The 19,421-nt window shown below is 77.0% G+C and carries 21 protein-coding genes; 9 read left to right on the forward strand and 12 right to left on the reverse strand.

The window, feature by feature from the left end; genetic code table 11:
* Positions 1-65: 65 nt before the first annotated feature.
* Complete coding sequence (locus tag GTY84_RS11170) at positions 66-857, reverse strand: LuxR C-terminal-related transcriptional regulator (RefSeq protein ID WP_345943402.1); 792 nt, start codon at positions 855-857, stop codon at positions 66-68.
* Positions 858-1,103: 246 nt separating this feature from the next.
* Between GTY84_RS11170 and GTY84_RS11175 the strand changes: the two genes are divergently transcribed.
* Positions 1,104-2,498: a hydrolytic protein gene (locus GTY84_RS11175; protein WP_161226014.1), complete on the forward strand. Its 1,395-nt coding sequence runs from the start codon at positions 1,104-1,106 to the stop codon at positions 2,496-2,498.
* 357 nt (positions 2,499-2,855) lie between these two features.
* Here the strand turns inward: GTY84_RS11175 and GTY84_RS11180 are convergent, their stop codons facing one another.
* The 9 genes from GTY84_RS11180 to GTY84_RS11220 form a co-directional block, all read right to left on the reverse strand.
* Positions 2,856-3,218 (reverse strand): DUF952 domain-containing protein, encoded by a 363-nt coding sequence (locus tag GTY84_RS11180; protein WP_161226015.1) that lies wholly within the window; start codon positions 3,216-3,218, stop codon positions 2,856-2,858.
* Complete coding sequence (locus GTY84_RS11185) at positions 3,215-3,901, reverse strand: hypothetical protein (protein WP_345943403.1); 687 nt, start codon at positions 3,899-3,901, stop codon at positions 3,215-3,217. Before GTY84_RS11185 ends, GTY84_RS11180 begins: the two co-directional genes overlap by 4 nt.
* Positions 3,885-4,376 carry an RNA polymerase sigma factor gene (locus tag GTY84_RS11190; protein WP_161226016.1) on the reverse strand — a complete coding sequence of 164 codons (492 nt, stop codon included), beginning with the start codon at positions 4,374-4,376 and terminating at the stop codon, positions 3,885-3,887. The genes GTY84_RS11185 and GTY84_RS11190 overlap by 17 nt, the downstream gene beginning before the upstream one ends.
* 51 nt (positions 4,377-4,427) lie before the next feature.
* Complete coding sequence (locus GTY84_RS11195) at positions 4,428-5,078, reverse strand: class F sortase (RefSeq protein WP_161226017.1); 651 nt, start codon at positions 5,076-5,078, stop codon at positions 4,428-4,430.
* Entirely contained in the window at positions 5,075-5,515 is a 441-nt protein-coding gene (locus GTY84_RS11200) for a Tat pathway signal sequence domain protein (RefSeq protein WP_161226018.1), read from the reverse strand. Before GTY84_RS11200 ends, GTY84_RS11195 begins: the two co-directional genes overlap by 4 nt.
* 598 nt (positions 5,516-6,113) lie before the next feature.
* Complete coding sequence (locus GTY84_RS11205; RefSeq protein ID WP_003975194.1) at positions 6,114-6,317, reverse strand: cold-shock protein; 204 nt, start codon at positions 6,315-6,317, stop codon at positions 6,114-6,116.
* A gap of 243 nt (positions 6,318-6,560) precedes the next feature.
* Positions 6,561-6,929 carry a MerR family transcriptional regulator gene (locus GTY84_RS11210; protein WP_161226019.1) on the reverse strand — a complete coding sequence of 123 codons (369 nt, stop codon included), beginning with the start codon at positions 6,927-6,929 and terminating at the stop codon, positions 6,561-6,563.
* 272 nt (positions 6,930-7,201) lie between these two features.
* Positions 7,202-8,224 (reverse strand): hemolysin family protein, encoded by a 1,023-nt coding sequence (locus tag GTY84_RS11215; RefSeq protein WP_161226020.1) that lies wholly within the window; start codon positions 8,222-8,224, stop codon positions 7,202-7,204.
* Positions 8,221-9,597 (reverse strand): hemolysin family protein, encoded by a 1,377-nt coding sequence (locus GTY84_RS11220; protein WP_161226021.1) that lies wholly within the window; start codon positions 9,595-9,597, stop codon positions 8,221-8,223. The genes GTY84_RS11215 and GTY84_RS11220 overlap by 4 nt, the downstream gene beginning before the upstream one ends.
* Positions 9,598-9,900: 303 nt before the next feature.
* Here GTY84_RS11220 and GTY84_RS11225 point away from each other — a divergent pair, with 303 nt between their 5' ends.
* The 7 genes from GTY84_RS11225 (at position 9,901) to GTY84_RS11255 (ending at position 16,018) form a co-directional block, all read left to right on the forward strand.
* On the forward strand, positions 9,901-10,902 hold the full coding sequence (locus GTY84_RS11225) for a sporulation protein (protein WP_161226038.1): 1,002 nt from the start codon (positions 9,901-9,903) through the stop codon (positions 10,900-10,902).
* Between the two features lie 89 nt (positions 10,903-10,991).
* A complete protein-coding gene (locus GTY84_RS11230) occupies positions 10,992-11,447 on the forward strand; it encodes a tellurite resistance TerB family protein (protein ID WP_161226039.1) in 456 nt (151 codons plus the stop codon).
* A gap of 154 nt (positions 11,448-11,601) precedes the next feature.
* Positions 11,602-11,844 carry a twin-arginine translocase TatA/TatE family subunit gene (locus GTY84_RS11235; RefSeq protein ID WP_161226022.1) on the forward strand — a complete coding sequence of 81 codons (243 nt, stop codon included), beginning with the start codon at positions 11,602-11,604 and terminating at the stop codon, positions 11,842-11,844.
* Between the two features lie 634 nt (positions 11,845-12,478).
* Positions 12,479-12,847, forward strand: coding sequence for a DUF6479 family protein (locus GTY84_RS11240; RefSeq protein WP_161226023.1), 369 nt, complete (start codon positions 12,479-12,481; stop codon positions 12,845-12,847).
* A 111-nt stretch (positions 12,848-12,958) separates the two neighbouring features.
* On the forward strand, positions 12,959-13,462 hold the full coding sequence (locus GTY84_RS11245) for a hypothetical protein (protein WP_161226024.1): 504 nt from the start codon (positions 12,959-12,961) through the stop codon (positions 13,460-13,462).
* 275 nt (positions 13,463-13,737) lie between these two features.
* Positions 13,738-14,505 (forward strand): hypothetical protein, encoded by a 768-nt coding sequence (locus GTY84_RS11250; RefSeq protein ID WP_161226025.1) that lies wholly within the window; start codon positions 13,738-13,740, stop codon positions 14,503-14,505.
* A gap of 448 nt (positions 14,506-14,953) precedes the next feature.
* Positions 14,954-16,018, forward strand: coding sequence for an alcohol dehydrogenase catalytic domain-containing protein (locus tag GTY84_RS11255; RefSeq protein ID WP_345943404.1), 1,065 nt, complete (start codon positions 14,954-14,956; stop codon positions 16,016-16,018).
* Between the two features lie 129 nt (positions 16,019-16,147).
* Here the strand turns inward: GTY84_RS11255 and GTY84_RS11260 are convergent, their stop codons facing one another.
* Positions 16,148-17,500: a helix-turn-helix domain-containing protein gene (locus tag GTY84_RS11260; RefSeq protein ID WP_161226026.1), complete on the reverse strand. Its 1,353-nt coding sequence runs from the start codon at positions 17,498-17,500 to the stop codon at positions 16,148-16,150.
* 123 nt (positions 17,501-17,623) lie between these two features.
* On the opposite strand from GTY84_RS11260, the gene GTY84_RS32945 reads away from it, so the two are divergent.
* Complete coding sequence (locus tag GTY84_RS32945; RefSeq protein ID WP_202550866.1) at positions 17,624-17,836, forward strand: hypothetical protein; 213 nt, start codon at positions 17,624-17,626, stop codon at positions 17,834-17,836.
* A 321-nt stretch (positions 17,837-18,157) separates the two neighbouring features.
* Here GTY84_RS32945 and GTY84_RS11265 read toward each other — a convergent pair whose 3' ends face one another.
* Positions 18,158-19,225, reverse strand: coding sequence for a hypothetical protein (locus GTY84_RS11265; protein ID WP_161226027.1), 1,068 nt, complete (start codon positions 19,223-19,225; stop codon positions 18,158-18,160).
* Positions 19,226-19,421 lie beyond the last annotated feature (196 nt).

Here is a 19,421-nt window from a genome sequence, read left to right on the forward strand (position 1 = left end):
CCGGGGGCCGTGTCCGGGGAAGCGCGCGGTGTGCGTTCGGGCAGTGCCCGCTTCCCGGGGGGCCGTCAGATCAGCCCGTTGCGCAGCGCGTAGCCCACGGCATGGGCCCGGTTGCGCAGTTGCAGCCGGGTCATCACCTCGTGGAGCACGTTCTTGACGGTCCGTTCGGAGTACGCGGTCGTGCGGGCGATCTCGGCGGTGTCCATGCCCTCCGACACCAGGCGCAGCATGTCCGCCTCGCGGCTGGTGAGCAGGGACAGTCCGCGCGGGTCGAGCGCCGAGCGCTGGAGCCCGCCGACATGGGTGAGGAGCTTGCCGAGCAGGTCGCCGGGGAGGACGCCCTCGCCGTTGGCCATCGCCAGCACCAGGTGGAGCAGCCGGTCCTGGTCGGCCTCGGCGCGGCGCAGCACCGCCACCACCCCGCACTCGATGACGCGCTGCAGCGCGCCGGGGCCGAGGGTGCCGACCACCAGGCCGGTGCGGGTGGCGGTGTTGTACCGCAACTGGTCGAGCAGGGCGGCGACGTCGTCGTCCACGCCGTCCACCACGACGAGGGAGGCGTGGGCGCGCTCGGCGTCGGCGTCGGCGAGCAGGTCGACCTCGGGGCGGGACCGTAACTGCTGGACGACGCCGACCCGCAGCACCGGGTCGGCGGCGTACACCGCGACGGTCACCCGTTCCGGCCGGTCGGCGCGGGGGTGTTCGGAGCGGGAGCGGTCGGCACGGGGGCGGTCGGCGCGGTGGTGCTCCGCGCGGGCGCGGTCCTGGCCGGCCGGCGCGGAACCGCCTGTCCGGGGTGCGGAGCCGGCCTGGACCGGAACGTGGGGAACGGTGACGTGGGGAACGGCGGCGGACACGGCCGGAGCGGCGTCCTGAGAGCCCGGAAAGCTCTGAGAGCGTGGCATGTGTTACCTGTCCTGTGGTTTCCGTGGGTGACGCGGGAACGGCACGGCCCCCCCGTGCGCGCCGCATCCACTGGGGACGGCTCTGTCCGGCCCCCGCTCCGGTGCGGGCGCCTCCGTCGCTTCCCGGGCATCATGCCTGCCCCGGTGTTGCCCTCGCGCTCCTCGTCGAGCCCTCGGGCACCCCCCTACCGTGGCCGTGTGACGCCTTCTGCAGCCTCTTCCGGCCCCGGTGCTCCAGGTCTCGACCTCCCGGCGGTGACCGTGGCCCCGGGCGGCACCGCCGCGACCAGCGTGACCGTCCGCAACGACAGCGACATCGTCGAGGCGTACGGCCTGGAGGTCGTCGGTGACTGCGCGGCGTGGGCGACCGTCGAGCCCGCCCGTGTCTCCCTCTACCCGGGCACCTCGGAGACGGTGACGATCCGGCTGGACCCGCCCCGTTCACCGGAGGTCCGCGCCGGGGACGTGCCGCTCGGCGTGCGGGTGCTGCCCGCCGAGCACCCGGAGGCGGTGCGGGTCCTCGAAACCACCGTGCACGTCGAGGAGTTCCGGGAGCTGCGCGCCGAACTCGCCCCGCGCCGCCGCCGGGGCTGGCTGCGCGGCCGGTACCGGCTGGCGGTGCGCAACCAGGGCAACGCGCCGGTGCGGGTGGGCTTCGCGGCCGGGCAGCAGGGCGAGGAGCTGAAGTTCGCCTTCACCCCGGAGCGGACGCCGCTGGAGCCGGGCGAGTCGGCGGAGACCGGGCTGCGGGTGCGCACCGGCAGCCCGGTGTGGTTCGGCTCCCCGGTGGTGTGGCCGTTCACGGTGGAGGTCACCGACGCCCCGGCGGACGGCGCGGACGGCACCCCGGCCCCGGGCACCGTGCCGGAGGAGGTTCGGGCGCCGCTGGAGGCGGAGTTCGTGCAGATCCCCGTCTTCCCCAAGTGGCTGCTGGTGGTGCTGGCGGTGCTGCTGGCCCTGCTGCTCGCCTGGTTCGCGCTGGTCCGCCCGACCGTGCGCAGCGCCGCCGAGGAGGCGGCCACCAAGGCGGTCCAGCCCCGGCCGACCCCCGCCGGGGGTCCGTCCGCGAGCACCGGCACGGGTTCCGGCACCGGCTCCGGCACCGGCACCGGCGAGGACACCGGCACGGCGCCGGGCGCGGGCGGCGGCCCGGGCACCCGGCCCGGCGGCCAGGGACAGGGGCAGGGACAGGGCCAGGGCACGTCGGCGGGGCCGGGCGCGGGCGGTGCGGGCGGCGGCCAGTTCTCCACGACCATCGACCAGAAGACGTCCGGAGGCCGGACGGCCACCGGCACCTACGAGGTCCCCGAGAACAGCGTCTTCAGCGTCACGGACATCGTCGTCGCCAACTTCCAGGGCGACGAGGGCGTGCTGACGATCTCCTTCGGTGACCGCAAGATCACCACCATCGCGCTGGAGACCTTCCGTAACCAGGACTACCACTGGGTGACCCCCATCGAGATCCGCGAGAAAGACACCGTGACCATGGAAGTGACGTGCGGAAGGCCGGGCACGCCGGCCACCGGCCGCCGGGCACCGGCCTGTCATGAGGTTCTCAACGTGAGCGGCACGATGGCCACTATCACGCCGTGAGTTACGCAGCAAGCCTGTCAATATTGTTGATCCAACCCGGTGGCGGCGGCAAAGGCGCGCGTCTTTCCGTCCGAAAATCGACCCCCGCCCGGAAACCCCCCTCCCCCCGCCCCCACGCCCCTGGCCCCACCCCCACCACCGCACCCCGCCCCAACGGCGGGGACACGGCGGCGGATGGCCGGATCGGGCCGGTCGGGCGGGGGCGTTGGCGGGAAAGAGGCGTTTGCGCCCACCGCCCCGGACGCGGTGGGCGACCGTCGACACACCGAGGGTGACCGTTCGAACTCCGTTGTGAGAACGGCGTGTTCGGCAGGTCCGCCGGGGAACGGCGCCCACTTCCGGACACCGGCGGTCCGGTCAGTCGGGGGGTGCCAGGTCCACCGGGCGGTCCCGTCCGTCCCAGCGCACCCGCAGGACGCGGACGACGGCCTCGCGGTCCAGGGGGCCGTGGACATGGGGGAAGAGGGTGCCGTCGGGGACGCCGTGCGGCGGGGCCGGGTCCGGGGCCTCCCAGCGGCAGGGCGCGGTCAGGCGGTGCTCGTCGACGACCAGCACCGCCAGGGGCCGCGGGGCCGCGCGGTAGAAGGCCCCGGCGACGGCGAGGGCGGTCGCCTCGTCGGGGGAGCAGTGCACGAAGCCGTCGTCGGCGAGGGAGGCGGGCGCGTAGGGCCGCCCCGGGTCGGCGGTCCATTCCGCGAGCGGCACGACGTGGTAGATCACCCCCCGGTTGTACCAGTGGCCCGCGGCGACGGCGAGAGCGTCGCCGAGGGCACCGGACGGCCCTCCGGGGCCGTGGAGGGGACTGCCGGCGAGAAGGTCACCGCCCCGCCGGTTGCGGACGGGGTGCCCGCGCCGGGCGTCCGGGCCGCCTGCGCGCCGCCGCCCTGCGCGCCGCCGTCCTGCGCATCGCCGCCGGCCCTCGGGCCGCCGGTCGGTCCCGGGGCGTCCGGGGTCCCCGCGTCGTCGGTGGGTCCGGCGGTGCCGGCCCCGGGCACGGTCAGCTCCGGGGACGGGGTCACCGGCGGGGCGGAGGACGACGCCGGGGGCGGGGCGGGCGGCGGGGTCGGCGCGGGCGCCGGGTCCACGGGGGCCAGCGGGACCACGGGCCGGGCGGGCTCGCCGGTCCCCGCCCAGCGCAGCGGCAGCGCGATGACGGCCGCCGCGGCGCAGGCCGCCGCGATCCCGGCGGCGGCGCGGCGCGCCCGGCGGCGGGCCGCGGTCCGCCGGATCGCCTCGTAGCGGCCGGGCGGCGGGCCCAGGTGGTCGGGGCCCGGCCGCAGCACGACCAGCAGCGGGTCGTCGTCCCGCGTCCCCTCCTCGGCCCCGGGCATCCGGTCCGCCTCCCGTCCCGGCCCCCGCCACGCCGGCTCCCGCGCCGGGTCGTCGTCACGGCGTGTGGTCAAGGCTTCTCCTCAGATGGACGCGGAGCAGTTCGCGGGCGGCGTGGAGATCGGACTTGACGGTTCCTTCCTTGCGCCCGGTCAGCACGGACACCTCCCGGATCGGCATGTCAGCGTAGTAGTGGAGGAGGATCGGGACCCTCAGCCGTTCCGGCAGCGACTGCACCAGCAGCCGCACCGAGGGGTCGGCCTGCTCGGAGTGCGGGCGGACGGCGGCCTCGGCGGTGACCCGGCGCACCGCCCGCCGCTCGCGCTCCAGCTTGCGCCAGTGGTCCCGGACGAGGTTGGCGGCGGTCACGTAGAGGAAGCCGCGCGGCTCCTCGACGGCGGTCCAGCGGGCCCAGAGCCGGGTGAACGCCTCCGAGGCGATCTCGTGGGCCGTCTCGTCGTCGTCGACGAGACGGCGGCACCAGCCGGCCAGGCGCGGGTACAGGGCGGCGAACAGCTCGGACGCCGCCGTGTCACGGGACCGTTTCAACGCTCTCCAGGGTCGTTCGGTTGGCGGGGGCAGCGGGTGCCCGGGGGCTGTTCAGAGGCGCGGGCGGACACCGGTCAGCTTCGCGAAGACGATCACGTTGTCCCGGTAGCCGTCCCCCGAGCGCGGCCCGCCGCAGGTGATGAGCCGCAGCTCGGGGCGGTCCACGTCGCCGTAGACGTCCTCGGTGGGGAAGGCGGAGCGCGCCACGGTGCGCACCGAGGTGACGGTGAATTCCGCCGCCGTTCCGTCCTCCAGGCGCGCCACCGCCCGGTCCCCCGGGCGCAGCCGGTCCAGGTGCCGGAAGACGCCGTCGCCGAAGCGGCCGACGGTGACGTGACCGAGGAGGACGGACGGCCCGGTCCGGCCGGGGGTCGGCGAGTGCCGGTACCAGCCCGCGGGGTCGTCCGCGGCGACCGGAGGCACCTCGACCGTGCCGTCCGCCGCGAGGCCCAGCGGGATCACCGGGGTGTCGACGCCGATGGCCGGGATGCTCAGGCCCACCGGGGCGGAGCGGGCCGCCGGCCCCGCGGGCGCCGGCGTCCCGGTGGTGTGCGAGGCCGCCGGGGCCGTGCCGCCGGGGCGCGCGGACCGCCCGCCGCCGGTGTCCGGCCCGTCGGCGCCGTCCGTGGAGCCGGTGCCGCAGCCCGCGAGCAGCACGGCCAGCGCCGCGGCGGCCAGGGCGCGCCCGGGGGACGGGGTCACGCGCCCGTCGCCCGCCGGCGGCGCACGACGAAGGCGGTCGCGCCGCCCGCGAGCAGCAGCGCCGCCCCGGCGCCCGCGACGGCCGGGCCGCCGCCGGAACCGGCGGGCTCCGTCGCACCGGTGTCGGGGGCGCCCTCCGGGACGACCGCGACCTGGCCGCCCTCGCCGCCCGGCACGAGCGACGGCTCGGCGGAGGCGCCGGGCGGGGACGAGACGCTCACCGACGGGGTCGCCGCGGGAACGGGCGCGGCGGAGGCGTCGGTGGGCGCGGAGACGGTCGCCGACGGGCTCGGCACGAGGCTGGGCGCTTCGGAGGGCGCGGTGGAGGCCGGAGGGCTGCTGGGGGTCGCGGTCGGCCCGTCGGCGAACGCGGGCACGGCGCCCGCCAGGACGGCGGTGCAGGCGAGGGCCACGGCACTGAGGACGGTTCGGCGCATCGGGTCGCTCTCTTTCGTTCGGTCGGTCCGCCCGCCCCGGTGTACGGCGGGGCGGGCGGGCACGGATCGAGCGGAGAGACGAGGCGGCCGGGCACCGGGTTGCAAAGAGACGGCAAAGTCACGCCCCGTGCGGGAGGACGCACCCTCGGCACCCCCCGGACGGGGGCGCCCGGAACGCCGGGACACGGGCGACGGCCGCCCCCGGCCCCGTTCCCTTCCCGACCGCCCCCGTCCCCTTCCCGACCGGCCGCGGGGGCTCCCCGGCCGCGCACGGAGACTCCCGGCCGGGCACGAGGGCTCTCGGCCACACGGGGAGGGCCCTCGCCCGGCGGCCCCGGAAGGGACCTTCCCGGGCGGCCCGGAGGGTCCCTTCCGGTCGGACGCGGCGGCGCCGCCCCGGCCGGCGCCGCGGAGGAACGCCCGCGCACCCCGGCCGACACCGGGGAGGGGGCACCCGCGCACCCCCGTCCGCCGCATGCCCCCGCCCGCCGCCGCGCCCACGCCCGCCGGACGGCACCCGCGTCCGGGCATGCGGAAGGGCCCGCACCGAACGGTGCGGGCCCTTGCCTGCGGTGCGCGCCGGGGCGCGTCGCGCGTGTTACGCGGGGACGATGTTCTCCGCCTGCGGGCCCTTCTGGCCCTGCGTGACGTCGAAGTTGACCCGCTGGCCCTCCTGGAGCTCACGGAAGCCCTGGGTGGCGATGTTCGAGTAGTGGGCGAAGACGTCGGCGCCGCCGCCGTCCTGCGCGATGAAACCGAAGCCCTTTTCGGCGTTGAACCACTTCACGGTACCGGATGCCATGACATTTACTCCTAGGCAGTATTGGAGGCCCGCACCGTGCGGACCTTCTCATCGCTGCGATGATCACCTGCCCGGAGAATCCCGGTAACACAAAGGGCAACCACACCTGCAACTCTCACCGACAGTAGCACGGAACCTCCGCTCCGCACGGTGGCGAAAGCACGAGGAAAATCACGGGCCGGCCGGGAATTCGGGTTCTTTTTGCGGCGGTCGGCGGATATCTGTGCCATCGGCGTCAGGTATTCATCCGCCGTCCGCCGCCCGATTCCCGGACCCGGCCGAGCGGCGCAGTTCCTCGTTCACCCGCCGCTGCGCGGCGAGTTCGTCCTCCAGGCCGACGATGCGGCAGGCGGCCTCGATCGGCGTGCCCTGGTCCACCAGCTCACGGGCGCGGGCGGCGCGGCGGAGCTGCTCGCGGGAGTACCGGCGGTGACCGCCCTCCGACCGCGTCGGGGTGATCAGCCGCGCCGCGCCGAGCGCCCGCAGGAACCCGGGCGTCGCCCCGATCAGCTCCGCCGCCCGGCCCATCGTGTACGCCGGGTAGCGGTCGTCGTCGAGCCGGTCGGCGACCGGGGCGGCGCCGTCCGCCTTCCGCCCGTTCTCCGAGGCCATGCCTCCCCTTCCGCGGACCGTCGGATCGCTGCGTGGTCCGCCCCGGGGTCTCCGGTTCCCCCGTGACCGGAACTCTAGTCGCGGGGCCCGCAAACCCCTCGCGGCGGACACAGACAAGCGACGGCCCGGCCGTGTGTGCGGCCCCGCCCGGCGGAGCCGGTCCGGGCCCAGCCCGGCGTTGCCGGGGCCGGGAGCCGGGGCCAGGGGCCGGCTCCGGGGCCGGGGGCCGGGAGCCGAGAGGGGTCGGCTCCGGGGCCGGGCCGCCGCTCCGGTCAGCCCGTGACGGGCGCCGGACCCACCAGCTCGGTCAGCACGTCCTCCATCGTCACGAAACCCAGCACCGCGCCCGTCTCCCCGGTGACCGCCGCGAGGTGGCAGTCCTCGGCGCGCATGGCGGTGAGCGTGTCGTCGAGCGGCGTGTCGATGCGCACCCGGGTGATCCCGTGCACGGCGCCGCGCGGGAAGGGCCGGTCGCGCTCGGTGACGCCGAGCGTGTCCTTGATGTGCAGGTAGCCCAGCAGGGTGCCCTGGGGGCCGGTGACCGGGAAGCGGGAGTAGCCCGCCTCGGCGGCCACCCGCTCCAGCTCGGCCGGGGTGATCGTGTGGGCGACCGTGCGCATCCGGGGGATCGGGACGAGGATCTCGCCCACCGGACGGGTGCCCAGCTCCAGGGCGTCGCGCAGTCGCTCGCCGTCGCCCGGGGTGAGGAGTCCGGCCTCGCTGGCGTCGACCACCATGCGGGCGAGCTGGTCGTCGGTGAAGACGGCCCCGACCTCGTCCTTGGGCTCGACGCGCAGCAGCCGAAGCAGGCTGTTGGCGAAGGCGTTGATGCCGAAGACGACCGGCCGCAGCGCCCGGGTCAGGGCGACCAGCGGCGGGCCGAGGAGCAGCGCGGTGGTCGCCGGGGCGGCCAGCGCGAGGTTCTTCGGGATCATCTCGCCGATGAGCATGTGCAGATAGGTCGCCAGGGCCAGGGCGATGGCGAAGGCCACCGGGTGGACCAGGCCCTGCGGCATCCGGACGGCCTCGAAGACCGGCTCCATCAGCCGCGCGATGGCCGGCTCCGCGACCGCGCCGAGCACCAGCGAGGAGACGGTGATGCCGAGCTGGGCGGTGGCCATCACGGCCGACAGGTGCTCCAGGCCCCACAGGGTCATCCGGGCCCGCTTGTCGCCCTGGGCGGCGCGCGGCTCGACCTGGCTGCGCCGCACGGCGATCAGGGCGAACTCGGCGCCCACGAAGAAGGCGTTGGTCAGCAGGGTCAGCGCGCCGATCAGCAGGTTCACGGCGGTCATCGGACGGCCTCCGGCCGCAGCGGCGCCACCGGCGCGGCCACCGGCCCGGCCGGTTCCGCGGACGCGGGCTCGGGGGCGGGGGCGGTGACCCGGACCCGGTCGGCACGGTGGTGGTCGACGTCGAGCACCTCCAGCCGCCAGCCGTCCAGCTCGACCGCGTCGCCGCGGGCGGGGATGCGCTTGAGGTGGGTGGCGAGCAGACCGGCCAGGGTCTCGTAGGGCCCGTCGGGGGCGGTGAGGCCGATCCGGGCGATCAGGTCGAGGCGCAGGGAGCCGTCGGCGTCCCAGGCGGCCCGGCCGTCCGCGGCGGCGGGGGCGGGCAGCAGGTCGGGGGTCTCGACGGGGTCGTGCTCGTCGCGGACCTCGCCGACGACCTCCTCGACGATGTCCTCCACGGTCGCCACGCCCGCCGTGCCGCCGTACTCGTCGATGACGACGGCCATGGTGCGGGAGGCGCGCATGCGCTCCAGCAGCCGGTCGGCGGGCAGGCTGTCCGGCACCAGGAGCGGCGCGGTGGCCAGGTCGGTGACCGGGGTCCCGGCGCGCAGCTCGGGCGCCAGGGCCAGGACGTGCCGGATGTGCACGGTGCCGATGACCTCGTCCAGGCTCCCCCGGTAGACGGGGAAGCGGGACAGGCCGGTGGCGTGGCTGAGGTTCGCGGCGTCGGCGGCGGTGGCGTGCGCCTCCAGGGCCTTGACGTCGACGCGGGGGGTCATCACGTTCTCGGCGGTCAGCTCGCTCAGGTGCAGGGTGCGCACGAACAGCTCGGCCGAGTCCGCCTCCAGGGCCCCCTCGGCGGCCGAGTGGCGGGCGAGGGCGACCAGTTCCTCGGGGCTGCGGGCGGAGGCCAGCTCCTCGGCGGGCTCCAGGCCGAAGCGCCGGACGAACCGGTTCGCCGTGTCGTTGAGGTGGCGGATGAACGGGCCGAAGGCGGCGGTGAAGCCGCGCTGCGGCCCGGCGACGACCTTCGCGACGGCCAGCGGCCGGGAGATTGCCCAGTTCTTGGGGACCAGCTCGCCCACGACCATCAGCACGACCGTGGACACGGCCACGCCGAGCACGGTCGCCACCGTCCCGGCCGCGCCGCCCAGACCGGCCGAGGCCAGCGGGCCGCGCAGCAGCGCGGCGAGCGAGGGCTCGGCCAGCATGCCGATGACCAGGGAGGTCACGGTGATGCCGAGCTGGGCGCCGGAGAGCTGGAGGGTCAGCGCGCGCACGGCCCGCAGGGCACCGGCGGCGCCCCGCTCGCCGGACTCGGCGGCCCGTTCCAGGTCACCGCGCTCGACGGTGGTCAGGGAGAACTCGGCCGCGACGAAGACCGCGCAGGCCAGGGTGAGCAGAAGGGCGAGCAGGAGCAGCAGGATCTCGGTCACCGCGCCGCTCCGCTTCCCTCACACGGGGACGGGGTCGGCTGCGGGCCTGCCGCGGCAGGGCCGGTACTAGGGGGCTCCATTACGGAACGGGACTCCTTAACGGGGTCGGCGGGCGCCGGTACCAGCCGGGCGCCCTGGGTTTCCCCACCATGGTAAAGGACGAGCAAAGACCAGCGGGAGTGTCGCGCCCGCCTATGCTTCTCCTCGCCCGGGGAGAACGCCGGGGGGATTCCCGATGTTCCCCCCGCCGCCCGGGTGTTCCGCGCGTTGTCCCCCCACGAACGTGAAGGAGTGAACGCCTCGATGGTGTTCAAGCGGCTGCTCGGTTCCCTCGGCGTGGGCGGGCCCACGGTCGACACGGTGCTCGACCCGGGCCCCGTCCTGCCGGGCGGGACGCTGTCGGGCCGGGTCGAGCTGGTGGGCGGCGGCGCCGCCTTCGACATCGAGCACCTCGGGCTGGAGCTGGTCGCCCGGGTCGAGGCGGAGCACGAGGACGGGGAGGGCGAGGGCGTCGTCGCCTTCGACCGGCACACCGTCGGCGGGGGCTTCCGGCTCGGCGCGGAGGAGCGGATCTCGGTGCCGTTCTCGGTGCCGCTGCCCTGGGAGACCCCGGTGACCGAGCTGCACGGGCAGGCGCTCGGCATCGTGCTCGGCGTCCGCACCGAGGCGGCCGTCGCCGGCGCCCGCGACCGGGGCGACCTGGACCCGCTCACCGTGGCCCCGCTGCCCGCGCAGGAGGCGGTCCTGGAGGCGTTCGGGCGGCTCGGCTTCGGCTTCCGCTCCGCCGACCTGGAGTACGGGCGGATCGGCGGCACCGGCCAGCAGCTCCCGTTCTACCAGGAGATCGAGCTGACCCCGCCGCCCCACTACGCCCACCAGGTCAACGAGATCGAGCTGACCTTCCTGGCCGTGCCGGGCGCCCTGGAGGTGGTCCTGGAGGCGGACAAGCGCGGCGGGCTGTTCTCCGACGGCCACGACGCGCTCAGCCGCTTCACCGTCCCGCACGACGGGGCGGGCGCCCAGGACTGGACCGGCCTGGTCGACGGCTGGGTCCGCCAGTTGGTCGAGCACCGCGCCTCCTACGGCTCGCACGCCGTCTACGGCCACGACGGCCACCACGGCGAGGGCCACCACGAGGGCGGCCACGGCGGTTCCCACGGCGGCCCCGGCATCGGCACCGCCGTCGCGGCGGGCGCGGCGGGGCTCGCGGTCGGCGTGGTCGGCGGGATGGTGGCAGCCGAGGTCGTCGACGAGATCGGGGACTTCTTCGAGGGCGACGAGGAGGACGACGCGGGGGAGGAGTGAACCCGGCCTGGTAACTTCTACATCGCTGTAGACCAACGCCGTTGTCCAACGCCGTGGACCGGCCGGCCGACGATCCGTACGGAGTTCTCATGGCCCTGTGGGACCGCTTCAAGGAATCCGCGTCGCAGATGCAGACGCAGCTCATCGCGAAGAAGAACGACCTCAAGAGCGGCGCGTTCCGCGACGCGAGCATGGCGATGTGCGCGCTGGTCGCCGCCGCCGACGGTTCGGTCGACCCCGCCGAGCGGCAGCGGGTGGCCCAGCTCATCGCGACCAACGACGTGCTGCAGAACTTCCCCGCGGACGACCTGCGGCGCCGCTTCGAGGACAACCTGAACAAGCTGACGGCGGACTTCGCCCTCGGCAAGGTCGGCGTCCTCCAGGAGGTCGCCAAGGCGAAGAAGAAGCCGGCCGAGGCGCGCGCCGTCGTCCAGATCGGCATCGTCATCGGCGGCGCCGACGGCCACTTCGACCAGGACGAGCGCGCCGTGGTCCGCGAGGCCTGCTACGCCCTGGACCTGCCGCCGCACGAGTTCGACCTCTGACCGGGACCGGCCCCGGCCCCGGACCGCACCCCGGACCGCACCCCGGGCAGGGACCGCGAACGGGTCCGGGATCGACCGTCCGTCCCGTTCTGCCGTACATTCCGTCCGGGCCCGCACCCCGCGGGCCCCGACCGCATGCCACCAGGGGGGCACCGTGTTCGGACTGAGCGAGCTGGCGATGATCCTGCTCGTCGTCGTAGTCGTCCTCGCCGTCAAGAAGCTGCCCGAACTGACCCGTTCCGCGGGCAAGTCGGCGCGCATCCTCAAGGCCGAGGCCCGCGCGGCCAAGGAGCAGGACCGGCCGGCCCCCGAGCAGTTGTCCGGGGAGCCGCGCGTGATCCGCGGCGAGGCCGTCCGGCGCGACGAGACCGGCCACCGCGCCGACGGCGCGGCGTAGCACCCGCCGGGAACCGGGCCGGGGGCCGCGGGCAGAGCCCCGCGCCTCCGGCCCGCGGCGGCGTACGCACCGACGACGCGCGGCGGCACCCGCACCCGCGCGGGCGCCCCGGCCACGCGAGGGCGCCACGCCGAGGACGGCGGCGATCCCGCACCGCACCGGCAACCCCGGCCACCGCGCGGCGCCGGTCGGCTCCGGGCCGGTGCGGGAGCAGGCCGGTCGGTGCCGGGCGGGTCAGTGCCGGGCCAGTGGGGCAGGACTCCCCGCCCGGCCCCGCACCGGGTCCGCACAGACCCGCGTCCGGACATCTCCGATCCGCGTCCGAACCTCTCGGACCCGCGCCCGAACCTCTCGGACCCGTCGTGGCCGCCACCCGCGCCCCGGCCGGCGGGGCCCCGCGACCGCCGCCACCCCCGACGCCCGTCGGCTCGGCCCCCACCCCGCCCCGGGGCCACCACGCCCAGGCCCGCCCCCGGCCCTGCTCCCCCGGGCCGCCGCACCCGGGGAAGACGCCGTGTCCCGCGCTCCGCCCGGACCGGCCGGCCACGGCCGAAAGGGATCTCCGGCACCGCACACTCAGGATCAAATCGGGCAATAAAGGACTCTTTGCGTCCTTTCGGGGGATACTTGGAGCATGAGTACGGCAATGTATGACCTGGCGGCCTCATCGGCCGCGCTGGGAACGACGGGCGCCTTCCTCATCGGCGGTCTGGTCGTCGTCTGCGCGCTGATCTGGGCCGTACGCATCGGCATGCGCGTCATGGACCGGGAGCTGACCCGGCCGCGCGCCCAGGACCAGCCCCATCTGCCCCCCACCGGCGCCGTCGTGGAGGAACGGGAGGTGCGCGAACCCGACGTGGTCCGCGTCTCCTCCGGATCCACCCGGCTGATGCCGTACGAACTGCACCACTCGCCCAGCCGCCGCTCCCCCGACCAGCACCGGCCGCGCTGGGTGCCCGGCTCCAGCGGAGCCTTCGGCAGCGGCGGCCCCGGCCACGTCTGATCACCACCGGACCTCCCGGGCTGCGGTCCGGGAGGTCCGGGCCTTCACTGGAGGTACCCGCGCGTCCGTCAGCGCGGGGCGACCCAGCGCGCGAGGCCCCCGGGAGGCGGCATGGCCGGTCACCGCGGACGGAGCACGCTCGCCGCGGCGGTGCTGTCCGCCGCCGTCCTGACCGGCTGCTCCGGGAACGGCGGGGACTCCGGGCCGCCGCCCGACCCGGCCGAGTCGGCGGCGAGCCGCGCCGCGTCGGCCGCCTCCTCGCTGGCCTCCCGGGGCGCGGACGCCGTCGCCTCGGCCACGGCGGAGGCCGGGCGGTGGCTGGCGGACATCCGGCAGGGCGGCGACGCCCGCTCCGAGACCCGCACGGGCACCCCCGGCACCGACGGCGAGGGGCGCGCCACCGTGCCCGTCACCGTCCGCAACACCGCCGCCTCCGAGAAGTCCTTCGCCGTCCAGGTCGACTTCACCGCCGCGGACGGCGGACGCCCCCTCGACACCGTCGTCGTGCTCGTCCACGACGTGCCAGCCGGGAAGAACGGCCGGGCCACCGCCCGCAGCACCCGCCCCCTCTCCGGCTCCGTGCGCGCCGACGTCGCCCGGGCGGTCCGCTACTGAGCCATGGGCCGCCGGGCCGCTTCGGCGTGCGCGTCGGGGATGTCGTCGCTCGCGCGCAGGAGGGCGCCCGCCGCCCCGGCACGCCCCCGGGCACCGGCGGTCGTGCGCCGACGCCCCGCCGCCCGCGACGCGGTGCCGCCAGGCGGGCGGTGCTCCCCGGCCGGGTCACCCGGACGGTCCCGCTCACTGGTGGGGCGTTGGTGGCGGTGGTGCCGTGGGAGTGCTTGATCGTTCCGCGCGGCGCCCGTCGCACCGGCCGTCCCCAGGAGGCACCCTTGCCACGCCGTCTTCCGGTCGCCCGTCCACTGCTCGCCGTCCTGCTCGCGGCGGCGCTGTCGCCGGCGGCGGGCTGCGCCACCGGCGGCGGGGCGGCGCCGCGCCCGCGGCCCCCGGCGCCGAGCGTCCCGCCGGGCCCCGGGTCCCCGGCCGCGGCGGCGCCGTCGCCGCCCGCGCTCGGCCCGGACCAGGCACGGGACGCGCTGGTCACGGCGGACGACCTGGGAGAGCCCTGGGAGCCCACCACGGGCGCCGCGACCTGGCGGGACGGCCTGCTCAAGGGCACCGCGGAGAACCCCGACTGCCGGCGACTGCTCGACGTCCTGTACACGGAGGAACTCTTCGGCCCCGAACCGCCCCGGGCGACGGCCGCGCTGGACGACCCGGTGGACGGCGGCCAACTGCACCACCGGATCGTCTCCGGCGCCCCGGCCGACCTGGACCGGGCGCTGGCCTGGCTGGCCGGGCTGCCGGAGACCTGCGGGCGGTTCCGCGCCACCACCGCGCACGGCGGCGCCCTCGATGTCCGGGTCGCCGCGCTCCGGCTGCCCGGGGCGGGGGACGCCCGGCAGGGGGTGCGGGTGACGGTGGGCGACGACTCCACCGTCCTCACCGTCGACCTCGCCGGGGCCCGGGTCGGCGGCGACGCCCTCGGCCTCACCCACGGCGCCCTCGGCCCGGTCGACGGCGGCACCACGTGGACGGCGGTCGGGACGGGCGCCGACCGCCTGGCCCGGGCCCGCCGCCACGGCCACACCAGCATCTGACGTCCGACGACGGAACGCGACGGCTGCCGCGGCGCCGGACCGCCGGGCGCACGAAGGTGTCCGGCCGAGGGGCCCCTGGCCCCCGGCCGGTCGACTGCCGCACAGGCGGTCCGCCGCACCCGTCCACCGCCGCACAGGCGGTCCGCCGCGCCCGTCCACCGCTGCACAGGTGGTCCGCCGCGCCGGTGGACGCGCCCGCCGGACGGCGGGATCGGGCCGTCGGCGAAAGGGAGCGTCGTCCTCCCCGGGCGCCCCTCCCGGCGACCGCCGGCCCCGCGCCCCGGCCGCCGCACCGAGCCCCCCGCGGGCCGGACCGTGCCGGAAAGGGGCGCTATACCTCCGGCCCGAGGCCTTTCGCCATGCCGCGTTTCTCACGTCGGCACCGCACACGTCCTGCGAAATCGGTGACTACGCTCGGATTTGGCACAGTTGGCAAGGAATGAGGACGGTGACCACCGTGAGCCGCACCATGCAGGCGTACCGCATCCCCGAGTGGGAGCACCCCGCCGAAGTCGTCGAGGTCCCCGTGCCGGTGCCGGGGCCCGGTCAGGTCCTGGTGAAGGTGGCCGGATGCGGCCTGTGCCACTCCGACTTCACCATGCTGGCCATGCCCGCCGAGACCGGCCGCGCCATCGGCTGGAGCATGCCCTTCACCCTCGGCCACGAGACCGCCGGGCACATCGCCGAACTCGGCCCCGGCGTCACCGGCTTCGCCCCCGGCGACGCGGTGGCGCTGGTCTCCCCCGCCTCCTGCGGCACCTGTTCCTTCTGCGTCCGGGGCCAGGACAACAACTGCCCCAACGCCCCCGCCGGGCGCGGCTTCGGACGGGACGGCGGGCTCGCCGAGTACGTCCTCGTCGACGACCCGCGCGGACTGCTGCCGCTGGGCGGCCTCGACCCGCGCACCGCCGGTCCGCTCACCGACGCCGGTGCCACCTCCTACCACGCCGTGCGCCGCGCCCTGCCCCGCGTCCGCCCCGGCGGCACCGCCGTCGTCATCGGCACGGGCGGCCTCGGCGCCTTCGCCGTGCAGTACCTGCGGCTGCTCACCGGCGCCGACGTGGTCGCCGTCGACACCGACGCGGCCCGTCTGGAGGTGGCCCGCGAGCTGGGCGCGCACCACACGCTCGTGGGCACCGACGAGGAGACCGCCGGGCGGATCCGCGCCCTCACCGACGGGTACGGCGCGGACGCGGTGCTGGACTTCGTCGGCGTGGACGCCACCATCGCCACCGGCACCGCCGCCGTCCGCCCCGGGGGCGCCTACGGGCTCGTCGGCGCCGCCATGGGCCGCCTCCAGGCCCCCTGGTACGGCGGACTGCCCCGTGACGGCGAGGTCTTCACCTTCCAGGGCAGCGGTATCGCCGATGTGCGGGAGGTGCTGACGCTCGCCGGCAGCGGCCGGATCCGCAACAACGTCGACCTCTTCCCCTTCTCCCGGATCGAGGAGGCGTACGGGGCGCTGCGCGACGGGACCCTGCGCGGCCGGGCCGTCGTCACCTTCGACGACTGAACCCCGCACCACTCGCGCCCGCGCCCGCCCGTGCCCGTTCCCGTGCACCGCTCCCGGCGCCCGCCGTGCCCGCGACCGGCGACCGCGACCGGCGACCGCGTCCGCCGGTCCGGCCCGCCGGCCGTCCGCTCAGAGCGGCGGGGGCGCGGGCGCCGGGCCGAGCGGGGTCTCGTCCGGCGCCATGCAGTGGCCGAGGCCGGTCCGGTAGGCGTCCATCGCCGCCTCCGTCCGGCCCGCGCGGCGCCGCAGATCGCCCAGCAGTCGGCACAGGAACGCCAGTTCACCGGCGGAGGACGCGGAACCGCCCCGCTCCAGCAGCCCGAGCGCGCGCACATAGTGCTCCTCGGCCGCCCCGCCGTCCCCGGCCTCCTCCGCGAGGAGGCCCAGCAGCCGGTGGACGCCCGCCGCGTGCGGGGTGCCGCAGCGGGGCGACAGCCCGTCCAGCACCGAGCGCAGCAGCTCCGCCGCCTCCTCCGGGCGGTCGTCCCGGCGCAGGACGTCGGCCAGCTCCACGGCGGCCCGGCCGCGGCAGTGGTGCGGCCGGGCCGTCGGGAGCATCTCCAGCGCCCGGCGCAACTCGGCCTCCGCGCGCGCCAGTTCGCCGTTGCGCGCGTGCACGTGGCCGCGCATCCAGTGGCAGTTGGCCAGCTCGGTGCGCAGCCGCAGCTCGCGGTACAGCTCCGCCGCCTTGGCCAGCGAGGCGTCCGCCTCGGCCAGCCGCCCCTCGGCGAGCAGCGTCCCGGCGACGGACCGGTGCATGCGGGCCACCAGAGCCGGATCGCCCGCCCGGGGCGCGAGGGCGAGGGCGAACTCGGCGGCCTCGGCGGCGCGCGCGTGGGCGCCCAGGTCCATGTAGGGGCCGATGACACCGGAGTAGAGCAGCAGCAGCGCGTCCGGGTCGTGCAGCCCGCCCCGGTTGAGCTCGTCCAGGGCGGACTCCATCAGGTGCACGGCGTAACGGAGTTCACCGGCGAGCTGGTGGGCGACCGCGCGGCCGCGCAGCGCCGGGACCCGCGCGGGCAGCGGCGCCCCCGCCAGGCACTCCTCGGCCCGCTCGAAGTACCCCCGCGCGTCGGCCGGTTCGCCGGTCTCCAGCGCGCACTCGCCCAGCCCGGTCAGCGCGGCGGCCCGCTCCTCCTCCAGCCCGTGCGCCTCCGCCTCCGCCAGCAGCGCCGCGTACTCCCCGGCCGCCAGGGCGGCGTCACCGGAGGCGAGCGCGTGGTGCGCCCCGGTCAGCCGCAGCCGCAGTTCGGTGGCGAGCCGGGCCGGGCGCCCGGTGGCCAGTTCGTCGTAGCCGACGCCGAGCCGCTCCGCCAGGTGCCGCAGCGCCTCGTCGGACGGGCGGACCCGGCCGGCCTCCAGGGTCGAGATGTAGGCGGGCGTGTACGCCGGCTCCGCCAACTGCCGCTGTGTCATGCCGCGTTCCGCGCGCAGCCGTTGCACCCGGCGTCCGATGACCTCGCGGTCGTCGCGGTCACCCACTGCCAACTCCCCTGTGCCTCTTGCCGTCCGGCGGCGACCGCCCTAGGTTAATCGGCGGATTAAGCCCGCTTAACCGCGGACACCACCCCCCACAGTGATCCGATCCGCGAAGGACCCGCCCCCGTGCTCGACCGCATCCGCAGCACCGAACGCTACGCCAGAGGTCTCGCCGCCGCCGTCGCGGCGGTGGCCGCGCTGGTCCTGGCCGCCACCATGGGCCCGGCGGGAGCACGGGCCGAACCGCCCTCCGGCAGCGGCGGCCAGGTCGAGCAGGTGACCGAGCAGGGACCCGGTACCTGGCCCACCCCCACGGGCAGCGCCGGCCCGTCCGCGTAGGCCGGGCGACCCGCCGGAGCCCCGCCCCGCCGGCCGGAGCCCCTCCCCGCCGGGGGGTGCGCGGCGGCCCGTAGGCATCCCCACCGGTCTCCCGCCGCGCGTGCGGCGGCGGTCGGCGTCCCGGCCGTTCCCCGTAGGCCCGCGCCGCGGCCCGTGCGCCGTACGCCCGCGCCGCGCACGGGCGGCGCGGGCCCGTCGGCGCGCCCGCGCCGCTCCGGCCGCGCCCGCGGTCCGTCGCCCCGCGGCCGATGGCTCCTGCCCCGCGGCGACCCCCGGGCCCGGACGGGACCGGCGTACGCCCGCGCCCGCGTCGGCGCCGCCTCAGCCCGGGATTCCCAACCGGCCCAGTTCGCGCCGCACATGGGCCAGCGCTCCCTCGTGGCGGCCGGGCACCCGGCCGCGCAGCGCCGCCAGCGCGGCGCCCAGTTCGCGGGCCGCCGCCGGGTCCCCGATCCGGCCCCACTGGTGGTGGGCCCGGTCGGCGGCGGCCTCCACGGCGGGCGTCCCGGGCGCCTGGCCCGCGTCGAGCCGGGCCCCGGCCACCGTGAGCCAGGCGCGGCAGCTGCGCACCGGGTCCCCGGCCAGCATCGCCAGGTCGGCCCGGACCTCCGTCCAGTGCAGCGTCTCCTCGGCGTGCGGCCCGTGCGTCCCGGCGGCGTCCGCCTCGTACCGCGCGGCCAGTCCGTCGGCGTCGGCGTGCCGCCCGTCCCGGACGGCGTCGGCGATGGCCGCGTGCGGATCGCCGGGCACCGTCCCCGGCCCGGCGAGCAGCAGGTCCGTCCCGGTGGCCGCGTCCTCGGCGGCGGCCCGCTCCAGCGCCTCCGCGTGCAGCCGCTCCACCGGGGGCCGCCGCCCGCCCCGCAGCACCGCGGCGATCCCGCGCATGTACGACGGCGCCGCCGGTGACCGCCGGGGCGGGGGCGGCCCGATCCGCCCGTAGACGGCGTGGTGGGGACCCGAGTCGAAGGGGTGCTCGCGCAGCCACGCCCAGGTCTCCCGGTCGGCGCGCAGATCGAGCAGCAGGGTGGTGGCGCCGCCGGGCCGCAGCCGCAGCTCCTCCCTGATCCAGTGCCAGGGGAGCGCGGTGTAGCGGACGTTGGCCGCGGTGGTGCGGGCGAGCGCGAGGTGCGGCAGGCGCTGGCGGCGGTCGAGCTGGAGCTGGCCGGTGACGTAGACGGTCAGCGGGCCGGGGGCCGCGGCCGCCGCCCGCAGCCGGGTGAGCACGGCCTGCGGTTCCAGCGGATCGGCCAGTTCGACGACGTTCGCGGTGTCGGTGCCCGCCAGCACGGCGGGCGGCACGGCCGCGAGGACGGGGAGCACCGAGGCGGCGTCCACCAGGCGGCCCCTGCCCGCCGGCGACGCCGCGAGGAGCAGCGCGGTCCCTGGCATGTGCGTTCCCCCCTGTAGATCACCCACGTCTGCACGGTAACGGCTCCGCCGGCCCCGCACCGCCCACACCGGCCGAACCCACGCCTGGGGGTGGCCCCCCGGCGGGGCGGAACGGGGCCGGCGGGCGGTGCGGGGTGGCGCGGGGCCCGGCGCGGGCGGGGCCGGGAGCCGTGCGCCCCGCGCCGGGAGACGGCGA

The organism is Streptomyces sp. SID8352, from assembly GCF_009862265.1.
Lineage (GTDB): Bacteria > Actinomycetota > Actinomycetes > Streptomycetales > Streptomycetaceae > Streptomyces.

Bases quoted from the DNA above. Each gene is read 5' to 3' on its own strand.
- GTY84_RS11200 (WP_161226018.1), bottom strand. From the start codon at position 5,515: ATGCGCCGAACCGTCCTCAGTGCCGTGGCCCTCGCCTGCACCGCCGTC.
- GTY84_RS11205 (WP_003975194.1), bottom strand. From the start codon at position 6,317: ATGGCATCCGGTACCGTGAAGTGGTTCAACGCCGAAAAGGGCTTCGGT.
- GTY84_RS11210 (WP_161226019.1), bottom strand. From the start codon at position 6,929: ATGGCCTCGGAGAACGGGCGGAAGGCGGACGGCGCCGCCCCGGTCGCC.
- GTY84_RS11215 (WP_161226020.1), bottom strand. From the start codon at position 8,224: ATGACCGCCGTGAACCTGCTGATCGGCGCGCTGACCCTGCTGACCAAC.
- GTY84_RS11225 (WP_161226038.1), top strand. From the start codon at position 9,901: ATGGTGTTCAAGCGGCTGCTCGGTTCCCTCGGCGTGGGCGGGCCCACG.
- GTY84_RS11230 (WP_161226039.1), top strand. From the start codon at position 10,992: ATGGCCCTGTGGGACCGCTTCAAGGAATCCGCGTCGCAGATGCAGACG.
- GTY84_RS11240 (WP_161226023.1), top strand. From the start codon at position 12,479: ATGAGTACGGCAATGTATGACCTGGCGGCCTCATCGGCCGCGCTGGGA.
- GTY84_RS11245 (WP_161226024.1), top strand. From the start codon at position 12,959: ATGGCCGGTCACCGCGGACGGAGCACGCTCGCCGCGGCGGTGCTGTCC.
- GTY84_RS11265 (WP_161226027.1), bottom strand. From the start codon at position 19,225: ATGCCAGGGACCGCGCTGCTCCTCGCGGCGTCGCCGGCGGGCAGGGGC.